The following is a 9,675-nucleotide window of genomic DNA, read 5'->3' on the forward strand; positions in this document are numbered from 1 at the left end:
AGCCGCCCGCGCCCGGGCAACGCGTTTTCGTGTTCCCGGGCGCGCGGCAGCGGCCGCGCCGGTCAGCTCGCGCCGGTGCCCAGGTGCTGCCACAGGAACGTGTACGCGAGCGCGTGGTTGACGGCGGCCTGTTCGTTGTCGCTGGCTCCGCCGTGCCCGCCGCCCGTGTTCTCGTGGAAGAGCACCCGGTGTCCCAGCTCCCGCAGCCGGGCGGCCGTCTTGCGGGCGTGGCCGGGGTGGACGCGGTCGTCGCGGGTGGAGGTCATCAGCAGCAGGGGCGGGTACGGCCGGTCCGCGGCGAGGTTGTGGTACGGGGAGAGGGCTTCGAGGTGGGGCCGGTCGGCCTCGCTGTCGGGGTCCCCGTACTCGGCGACCCAGGAGGCCCCGGCGAGCAGGCGGTGGTAGCGCAGCATGTCCAGGAGGGGCACCTTCGCGACGACCGCGCCGAACAGCTCAGGGTGGCGGACGAGCATGGCGCCCATGAGCAGGCCCCCGTTGCTGGCTCCGGTGATGCCGAGCCGGTCGGGGGTGGTGATGCCCCGGGCGGTGAGGTCGGCGGCGACGGCCGCGAAGTCCTCGAAGGCCCGTACCCGGTTCGCGCCGAGGGCGGCCCGGTGCCAGGCGGGGCCGTATTCGGAGCCGCCGCGGATGTTGGCGACCGCGTACGTACCACCGCGGGCGAGCCACGCCCGCCCGGTGAGCGGGCTGTAGCCCGGGGTCTGCTGGTCCCGGAAGCCGCCGTACCCGTAGAGGAGCGCGGGCCCGGGCCCGTCCTGGCCGGCGGGGCCGACGACGAAGTACGGGACCCGCGTACCGTCCGCGGACGTCGCGAAGAACTGGCGGACGGCCAGCCCGCGGCCGTCGAAGCGGGCGGGGGCCTGCTTGAGCGGCTCGCAGTCGCCGCCGATGTGCCCGTACGCGAGGGTGGAGGGCTGCAGGAAGCCGTCGACGTTCAGGAAGTACTCGTCGCTGACGTCCGCGTCGGTGTCGGTGACGGTCGCCGAGGACAGGGCCGGCACGTCCGCGAGCGGCCGGCGGCTCCAGCCGTCCGGGCCCGGGGTGAGAACCTCGATGCGGGTGGCGACGTCGGCCAGCGTCTCCAGGATCAGGTGGTGGCGGGTCCAGCTGTGCCCGGCCAGCGCGGTGCGCTCGTCGGGCGCGAACAGCACGTGCACGGTGCGGTCACCGGCGAGGAACGCGTCGAAGTCGAAGGCGAGGAGGGAGCCGGCCGGGTGTCCGAGCCAGGGGGTCTTCGGGGTGACGATCAGCCACTGCCGGTACGCGTACTTCCCCGCGTCGTCCGGGACCTCGATGCGGACGAGCCGGTCGCCGTCGGCGAGCAGGTACAGCTCGTCGTGGAAGAAGTCGGTGTAACGGGAGACGAAGTCGCGCTCGTGACCGGGGGTCGGGTCGTGCCAGCCCGAGGCGGACACGTCGCCCGCCTCGGCCTCGAAGACGACCTCGGCGTCCGCCGGTGCGGTGCCCCGCCGCCAGCGGCGGACCGTACGGGGGTAGCCGGAGGCGGTCAGCGAACCCGGTCCGAAGTCGGTGCCGAGGAAGACGGTGTCCTCGTCGATCCACCCGATCCGGGTCTTCGCCTCCGGGAGGTGGAAGCCGCCGGCTTCGGCGGGGACGAAGGCCCGGCCGTCGAGGTCGAACTCGCGGACCACGACGGCGTCGGAGCCGTCCCGGGACAGCTGGACCAGGGCCCGGCGGTAGTCCGGGTACCGCACCCGGGCGCCGGCCCACACCCACTCCTCGCCCTCCCGCGCCGCGAGGGCGTCGATGTCGAGGAGCACCTCCCAGACGGGGTCGTCCTTGCGGTACTGCTCCAGCGTCGTACGCCGCCACACGCCCTTGGGGCGGTCCGCGTCCCGCCAGAAGTTGTAGAGGTGCGCCCCGCGCCGGGCGGTGTACGGGATGCGGTCGGCGTCGTCGAGGACCTCGCGCAGTTCGTCGCGCAGCCCCTCGAAGCCCGGGTCGGTGGCGAGGGCGGCGGCGGTCTCCGCGTTCCGCTCCCCCACCCAGGCCAGCGCGGCCTCGCCCTCGACGTCTTCCAGCCACAGGAAACGATCTTCAGCAGTCACCCCACGATTGTGCAGCCCCGCGGGGGTGGCCGGAGCCGCGTCGGGTGAAGCGGGGTCTTCGGGTCCGGTTCCGGCGGGGGCCGGTCAGGCCGACAGCGGCCGGTCGTGGGCGCCGACGGGGGCGGGCAGGGCCGTCGATCCGGTGAGGTAGCGGTCCACGGCGGCGGCCGCCGCCCGGCCTTCCGCGATGGCCCACACCACCAGGGACTGGCCGCGCCCGGCGTCACCCGCCACGAAGACCCCTTCGGGCCGGCGGCGGGCGGGCCGCTCCCTCGGCGGGCCCCAGGTCGGCGGCACGCCCGCGGCCGGGGCCTCGGCCCAGGGGGGTGCCTTGGGCGCCGCGGGGCGCCCCGGTGGCGGGGTGGCGCCGGGATCGCCGGACTTGCCGGGGCCGCCTGACGTGCCGGGCTCGCCGAGGGCCGTGTAGTCCGCGTCCCGGGCGAAGTTGCCCCGGTCGTCCCGGGTGAGCCCGAGCTGTTCGCCCAGCCGGCAGGCCCGCTCGGGGCCGGAGAAGCCGAGTGCCAGCAGGACCAGCTCCGCCTCGATGACCCGCTCGGTGCCCGGCATGGGCCTGCGCCCCACGGGCTCGACCGCCGTGAGGTGCAGGGCCCGTACCCGGCCGTCCGCATCGCCCTCGAAGTGCAGGGTCGCGCTGGAGAAGAGGCGGGGATCGGTGCCGTGGCGCCCGCGCGCCTCCTCGTGGGCGTGGGAGATCCGGTACACCTGCGGGTGGACCAGCGGCCACGGCTCTGCCTCGGGCCGCCCGGGTCCCGGCTCCGGGCGGATGTCGAGCTGGACCACCGACAGCGCCCCCTGCCGCAGGGCGGTGCCCAGGCAGTCCGAGCCGGTGTCCCCGCCGCCGACGATCACCACGTGCCGGCCCTCTGCGGTGAGCGCGGGCTCCGCGAAGTCGCCCTCGCCGACCCGGTTGGCGCAGGTCAGGTACTCCATCGCCTGGTGGATGCCGTGCAGGTCGCGGCCCGGCGCGGCCAGTTCCCGGCGCTCCTCGGCCCCGACGGCGACGACGACCGCGTCATGGCGCCGGCGCAGTTCCGCCGCGTCCACGCGGCCGCCGATGTCGGCGTCCGTACGGAAGACCGTGCCCTCGGCCCGCATCTGGGCGATCCGCCGGTCCAGGTGGATCTTCTCCATCTTGAACGCGGGGATGCCGTAGCGGAGCAGGCCGCCTATGCGGTCGGCCCGCTCGTAGACGACGACGGTGTGCCCGGCCCGGGTCAGCTGCTGGGCCGTGGCGAGCCCGGCCGGGCCGGAGCCGATGACGGCCACGGTCTGTCCGCTGAGCCGGCCGGGCGGCGCCGGCGGGGCGTACCCGAGCTCCCAGGCCTGGTCGGCGATGGTCTGCTCGACGTTCTTGATGGTCACCGGGTCGGCGTTGATCGCCAGTACGCAGGAGTCCTCGCAGGGGGCCGGGCAGAGCCGGCCGGTGAACTCGGGGAAGTTGTTGGTGGCGTGCAGCCGCTCGGCCGCGGCCCGCCATTCGCCGTGCGCGGCGTACGCGTTCCACTCGGGGATGAGGTTGCCGAGCGGGCAGCCGCCGTGACAGAACGGCACGCCGCAGTCCATGCAGCGGTTCGCCTGCTCGGACACCAGGGGCAGCAGCGTCTGCCCGGCGTGCACCTCGCGCCAGTCGCCGAGCCGCTGGTCCGCGGGGCGCGACGGGACGGGGTTGCGGGGGGTCCGGAGGAACCCGTACGGGTCGGTCATACGCCGCCTCCCTGGTCACAGGCCGATACGGCGGTCAGACCAGGCTACGCCGGGTTCGGGACTCCCGCGGTGGCCAGGAACGCGGCAGTGGCCCCGGTGAACCGCTCGGGGTCGTCGAGCCACGGGGCGTGGCCGGCTCCGGGCTGGACGACGAGCCGGGCGTGCGGGAACAGGCCGGCGTACTCGACGGCCGCGGGCCGAGGCAGCGATACGTCGAACTCGCCCGCGAGGACGAGCACGGGAGCGTCGAACCCCGCGAGTGCCCTACGGGTGGCGTCGGGGTCGAAGGCGCCTTCGCCGGCGTAGGCGGCCGTGGCCCCGGCGTTCTTCTGGGCCTCGTCGGCGGCGTCGTAGGCCCGGGCGGCGTCGTCCCAGCGGCCGTGGAGGAAGGGGGCGATCGCCTGCCAACTGCCGGCGGTGCCCCGGCCGGCGACGACGGCTTCCAGGGCGGCGTACGCCTCCGCGTACCAGGGCTCGCCCCGGCGCAGACGGGCGGTGTCGAGCCTGTCCTCGCCCGCGATCGTGATGCCGACGCCCATGACGCTCGGGGTGAGCAGGACGAGCTTGCCGACGCGCTCGGGGTGGCGCCCGGCGTACAGGGCGGCCAGGTTCGCACCGGCCGAGTGCGCGAGCAGGTCCATCCGGTCGAGGCCGAGGTGCGTTCGCAGGGCCTCGACGTCGTCGACCTGCCGGTCGCAGCGGTAGGAGCCGGCGTCGGCGGGCACTTCCGACCGGCCGGTGCCGCGCAGGTCCAGCATGATCAGCTGGCGGTGCGCGCTGAGCCCGCCGAGCTCGCCGAGGTAGACGGAGTCCCGCATCGGACCCCCGGGCAGGCAGACGAGCGGCGGCCCGTCCCCGCCGAGGACGCGGTAGGCGAGCGTGGTCCCGTCGGGCGCGGCGAAGGTAGGCATGCCGCAGACCCTGCCAGCGGCTCCGCCCCCGGACAACCGGGTTTCCCCGTACCCTCCCCGTACGTTTCCCGGCACCCCACGGTCAGAGGCCCGCGCGGGTACGGGCGACCAGGTCGCGGGCCTCGGCGACGGTGGCCGTGAGCGCCTCGGCGGTGGTGCCGGGCGCGCCCAGCAGGCCGCGGACGCGGCGGCCGAAGCCGGCGGGTGCGCCGGGCAGCGTCTCGGCGACGGCCAGCGCGCCCTTCTCGCCCAGGCACCAGCGGCGGTCCGCTGCGAACAGCGCCTGCACCAGCACGCCCACGGCCCGGGACAGGCACAGCGAGACGTACAGGGCGTCCGCCCGGGCCGCGCCCTTCGCAGCGCCCTCGACCAGGAACTCCGCCTCCCAGGCCGCCGCGGTCAGCGCCTCGCGCAATGGCTCCGGGTAATCGGCTGTCCGCCGTCGGAGGTCCGCCAGCTCGCCCGTCGGATCGGCGAGCACCCGTCCGAGCGCCACCTCGCCCGCGTAGCAGGGCGACCAGAACCCGAGCGGATGGCCGGCCTGTACGCCGACCTCGTACCGGCCCTCGCGGCACTGCTCCCACACCTGGCCCACCCGGTCCAGATCCCGCAGGATCCAGTCCACGGCGGTCCCCTCGACCCGCAGCCACGCGCCGCCGTTCACCCAGGGGCCCCAGTCGCCGGGCGCGGCCACGTCCACTCCGGGTCCGGCCAGCGCGCGCAGCGCGTCGAGATCGAGGCCGCCGCGGTAGTAGACGCCGAGGTCCCAGTCCGATCCGGGTCGGTGCTCTCCGCGGGCCCGGCTGCCGCCGAGCATCACGCCGACGACACCGGGCACCCCGGTCAGGCGCCGCGCCATGTCCTTGATGATCGTTTCCACGGCGGGAGTCTCGCAGCCGGAGCGCGGACGCGGCCACCGGATTGCGGCCCAGCACCGACGCCCTACGAGCGGGGCCCCGGCGCCCGCTGCTCCCCCTCGGGAGCGGCCGCGAGCAGGGCCGCCGTCAAGTAGCGCCGTACGACGTCCAGTTCAGCGGCGGTGAACTCCTCGGCCGCGTCGACCAGGCCGCCGATCAGGGGGCCGAAGAAGGACCGGCCCAGCCCGACGGCCTTCGGCTCCACCGCCAGCAGGACGCGGCGCCGGTCGTGCGGGTCGCGGCCGCGGCGGACCAGGCCCAGCCGTTCCAGCCGGTCGAGGAGCGCGGTGGTACCCGCCGAGTTGAGCCGCAGGGCCTCGCCGAGCCGCCCCGGGGTGACGGGCTCACCCGCGCGCTCCGCGTCCAGCAGCCGGATCAGGGCTCGCAGATCGGTGGGGTGCAGTCCGTTGAGTGCCGCGAACTCGGCACCGCGCAGGTGGAGTTCCACGGTGACCGCGCGCAGCAGGTGGACCAGCCGCATGGCCGGGGTGTCGTCATCGTTCACTCGACGATTATCTCGTCGAGCGAGATAATCGGTCAACGAGACAATGAGACGATCCCGATCCCCGGAGGCCTGCCGTGACCGCGCCCCTGCCCGCGCCCGCATCCCAGGAGTTCTTCGCCGCCTACGACGCGCTGCTGGCGCGCTGGCCGGCCGGCACCGCCGAGCTCGACGTCCCGACCCCGTACGGCACGACCCGCGTGCACGCGTACGGGCCCGCCGGGGCCCCCGCGGTCCTGCTCCTGCACGGTGGCGGCGCGACGGGCGCCGTCTGGTTCGCCAACGCCGCGGCGCTCGGCGCGCACCGCCGGGTCCTCGCCGTCGACATCCTGGGCGACTCCGGCCGCAGCGTGCGCGCGGGCCGCCCGCTGCGCACCACCGCCGACCTGATGGCCTGGCTGGACGCGCTCCTCGACGGGCTCGGTGTCCGCAGCGCCGCACTGCTGGGGCATTCGTACGGTGCCTGGATCGCCCTGACGTACGCGCTGCACGCGGCGGATCGGGTCGACCGGCTGGTGCTCCTCGACCCGACCCAGTGCTTCGCGGGATACCGCCCCGGATTCCTGCTGCGCTCACTGCCCGTGCTGGTGCGCCCGCGGGCGGCCCGCGTGCTCGCCTACGTCGACCGCGAGACGGCGGGCACGGACACCGACCCGCAGTGGAAGCGGCTCTTCGCGCTGGCCGCCTCGGACGTCGCCCACCGGAAGCTGGTCGTCGGCCCGCGGCCGGACGCCAGGGCGCTGGGGGCCCCGCTGCTGGTCCTGCTCGCGGGCCGCAGCGGCGCCCACGATCCGGAGAAGGTCGCGGCCCGCGCCCGCGGGGCCGTACCGCACGCCCGGATCGAGACGCTCCCGCGGCTCACCCACTACGCGCTGCCCACGGCAGCACCCGCGGAGACGAACCGCCTGATCTCCGAGTTCCTCGGGGCCGACCGGGAAGGTCAGTCCAGGTCGAGGTGGTAGGCCCCGGCGGCGGCGTCGGCGAACAGCGTGAACTGGACCCGCGGACCCGGCTCGCCGCCGTGGTCGCCCGCGCCTTCGCCGTCGACGTCCACCTCGACCGGCTCGGCGTCCACGAGGACATACTCCCCGTAGCCCTCGAAGTCCCCGGGGCCGTCCGCGACGCCGATGTGGATCGGGGTCTCGTCGGGCAGCGCCGCCAGCGCCTCGCGGAGCCGGCCGGCGGTCCACACCTGCGGATTGTGATCGAACATGTCAGCCATGCCGCGACATTAGAGGGCGAAAGGTGCACCACGGCCACGGCGCGCCGGAACGTTTCCCGCATCCGCGGCGACCGTCACCCGGAGTGCGTCCAGAGGCCGCTCAGGTGCGCGTGGAGGACGTCCTGCGCCTCGTGCGGCGTGAGGTGGCCGATGAGGACGTGCGCGGTGAGGCCGTCCGCGAGGGCGAGGAGGGCGCGGGCCTCGCGCTGCGGATCGAGGGGGGTCGCGCGGCCGGCGTCCTGCGCCGCTTCGGCGACGAGCCGGGCGAACGACTCCTGCAGGGCCGCATAGTTCGCCTTCAGCGTCCCGGCGAGGGGTTCGCTGACCGCCGCCTGCGCGACGAAGGCCAGCCAGACCCTGGCCTCGGCCCGGTGCTCCTCCCGCAGCAGGGAGACCTCGGCGGCCGCATGGCCGAGGGCGGTGGCCGCCGACTGGGCCGGGCTCCCGGCGATCCGGGCCCGTACGCGCTCACCGATGCGCTCGCCCACGTACCCGACGGCGAAGACGAGCATCTCGTCCTTGGTGCGGAAGCACCGCTGCACGGCGCCCATCGACACCTGCGCCCGGGCGGCCACGTCGCGCAGGGTGACTCCTTCGAGCCCGCTTTCGTCGGCCAGGCGGCAGACCGCCTCCGCGATGAGGCGTCGCCGGCCCTCGTGATCCACCTGCCTGGGCATGCCCGGCCTCCTCCCACCACTGCGCGGCCCGGAGCACTGCCTCCCCGGCCGGGCGACTGTCGTGCGGCCGACTCTATTCGATGCGAGCGCATCGGTTGGCGTAGTACTGTTCCGATGCAAGCGCATCGGAACAGTGAAGGGAGGGGCGGCGCCATGCCGGATCCCTTGTGGAAGATGTCGGCCGCCGCACAGGCGGAGGCCGTGCGCCGTGCGGACGTGTCGGCGGTGGAGCTGGTCGACAGCCACCTGGAGCGCATAGCCGAGGTCAACCCGCGGGTGAACGCGGTCACGCAGCTCCTCGCGGAGCGCGCACGGGCCGCCGCGGCGCAGACCGACCGCCGGCGGGCCGAAGGCGCGGCGCTCGGGCCGCTCGCCGGTGTCCCGTTCACGGTGAAGGAGACCACCGCCGTCGAAGGCGTGCCGACCACCTTCGGTACGGGGCGCTTCCGCGATCTGGTGGCCCCGGCCGACGCGCTCCCGGTGGCCCGGCTGCGCGCGGCGGGAGCCATCCCGATCGGACACGCCAACGTACCCACGCTGATCCTGGCCGGGATGCACACGCGCAGCGAGCTGTTCGGCGACACGGTCAACCCGTGGGACCGCGGCCGCACCCCGGGCGGCAGCAGCGGGGGCGATGCGGTGGCCGTGGCCACGGGCATGGCGGCGCTCGGCCTGGGCAACGACTCGGGCGGATCGGTGCGCATCCCGGCCCAGTTCTGCGGTGTGGCGGGGCTGAAGCCGTCCACGGGCCGGTTCCCGGCGGACCACCGCGTCCTCGGCCCGGACGATCCCGGCCCCGCGTCCCAGATGCTCGTCACCGACGGGCCGCTGGCACGGTCGGTGGGCGACCTGCGCCTCGCGTACGAGGTACTGGCCGGGACCGATCCGCGTGACCCGCGGGCCGTACCGGTGCCGCTGCGCGGCGAACCGCTGCCCGGGCCGGTGAAGGTCGCCGTCGTGGCGGACCCCGGCGGGCAGGGCGTCCACCCCGCGGTGCGCGGAGCCGTGGAGGCCGCCGCCGGGGCGCTGCGGGATGCGGGGTACGACGTGCGCGAGGTGGCGGACGTACCCCGCATGGCCGAGGCCCTCGACGCGTACGGCCGGATCGCCGTGACCGAGTTCGCCCCGAGCTGGCCGGTGGTGCGCACGCTGCTCGGCCCGGGCGGGGACCGGTACATCGCGATGATGATGGAGCGGACCCCGCCCGCGGGCGCGGAAGAGCTCGTGGGGCTGATGGGCCGTTGGCTGGGCATCCGCCGCTCCTGGGCGGAGTTCCTGGACGAGTACCCGCTGTTGCTCGGCCCCACGTTCACCGAGCCGCCGGTCGAGCCGGGGCTGGAGTCGCGCGACCGGGCGGGCCACGACCGGGTCGGGTCGGGCATGCGCCTGTGCACGGTGACCAGCTTCGTGGGCGTGCCGGCGGTGGCCGTGCCGACGGGGGTGGCCGACGGGCTCCCGTGCGGGGTCCAGATCGTGGGGCGCGCCTTCCGGGAGGACCTGTGCCTGGACGCCGCCCAGGCGGTCGAGGACCGGCTGGGGGTGCTCACGCCCGTGGACCCGCGCGGGTGAGCGCGGGCGCGGGTCCGGGGGCGTCCCGGCCCCGCGGAAGGCGGCGGGGCCGAGGGGGGTGGGGG

At 75.5% G+C, this 9,675-nt stretch carries 9 protein-coding genes; 2 read left to right on the forward strand and 7 right to left on the reverse strand.

The annotated features are described in order from the left end of the window. Positions 1 to 62: 62 nt before the first annotated feature. The 5 genes from IF02_RS0120690 to IF02_RS0120710 form a co-directional block, all read right to left on the reverse strand. The gene (locus IF02_RS0120690) at positions 63 to 2,087 is read right to left on the reverse strand and encodes a prolyl oligopeptidase family serine peptidase (protein WP_030159044.1); all 2,025 of its coding nucleotides are present in this window, start codon (positions 2,085 to 2,087) and stop codon (positions 63 to 65) included. Positions 2,088 to 2,171: 84 nt separating this feature from the next. Then, positions 2,172 to 3,812 (reverse strand): glutamate synthase subunit beta, encoded by a 1,641-nt coding sequence (locus IF02_RS0120695; RefSeq protein ID WP_030159046.1) that lies wholly within the window; start codon positions 3,810 to 3,812, stop codon positions 2,172 to 2,174. 44 nt (positions 3,813 to 3,856) lie between these two features. Next, entirely contained in the window at positions 3,857 to 4,723 is an 867-nt protein-coding gene (locus IF02_RS0120700; RefSeq protein ID WP_030159047.1) for an alpha/beta fold hydrolase, read from the reverse strand. 82 nt (positions 4,724 to 4,805) lie between these two features. Beyond that, entirely contained in the window at positions 4,806 to 5,582 is a 777-nt protein-coding gene (locus tag IF02_RS0120705) for a nucleotidyltransferase domain-containing protein (RefSeq protein WP_030159049.1), read from the reverse strand. Between the two features lie 83 nt (positions 5,583 to 5,665). Next, positions 5,666 to 6,121 carry a MarR family winged helix-turn-helix transcriptional regulator gene (locus IF02_RS0120710; protein WP_030159050.1) on the reverse strand — a complete coding sequence of 152 codons (456 nt, stop codon included), beginning with the start codon at positions 6,119 to 6,121 and terminating at the stop codon, positions 5,666 to 5,668. Between the two features lie 98 nt (positions 6,122 to 6,219). On the opposite strand from IF02_RS0120710, the gene IF02_RS0120715 reads away from it, so the two are divergent. Continuing rightward, positions 6,220 to 7,104 carry an alpha/beta fold hydrolase gene (locus tag IF02_RS0120715; protein ID WP_051696399.1) on the forward strand — a complete coding sequence of 295 codons (885 nt, stop codon included), beginning with the start codon at positions 6,220 to 6,222 and terminating at the stop codon, positions 7,102 to 7,104. Here the strand turns inward: IF02_RS0120715 and IF02_RS0120720 are convergent. Then, complete coding sequence (locus tag IF02_RS0120720; RefSeq protein WP_030159053.1) at positions 7,083 to 7,364, reverse strand: DUF6225 family protein; 282 nt, start codon at positions 7,362 to 7,364, stop codon at positions 7,083 to 7,085. The two genes, IF02_RS0120715 and IF02_RS0120720, sit on opposite strands and share 22 nt — an antisense overlap. 74 nt (positions 7,365 to 7,438) lie before the next feature. Then, positions 7,439 to 8,041, reverse strand: coding sequence for a TetR/AcrR family transcriptional regulator (locus IF02_RS0120725; RefSeq protein WP_030159055.1), 603 nt, complete (start codon positions 8,039 to 8,041; stop codon positions 7,439 to 7,441). 153 nt (positions 8,042 to 8,194) lie between these two features. Here IF02_RS0120725 and IF02_RS0120730 point away from each other — a divergent pair, with 153 nt between their 5' ends. Beyond that, positions 8,195 to 9,610, forward strand: a complete 1,416-nt coding sequence (locus tag IF02_RS0120730) for an amidase (protein ID WP_030159056.1) — start codon at positions 8,195 to 8,197, stop codon at positions 9,608 to 9,610. The last annotated feature ends 65 nt before the right edge of the window (positions 9,611 to 9,675 follow it).

Origin of the sequence: Streptomyces sp. NRRL S-244, assembly GCF_000717915.1 — a bacterium.
Classification (GTDB): domain Bacteria; phylum Actinomycetota; class Actinomycetes; order Streptomycetales; family Streptomycetaceae; genus Streptomyces.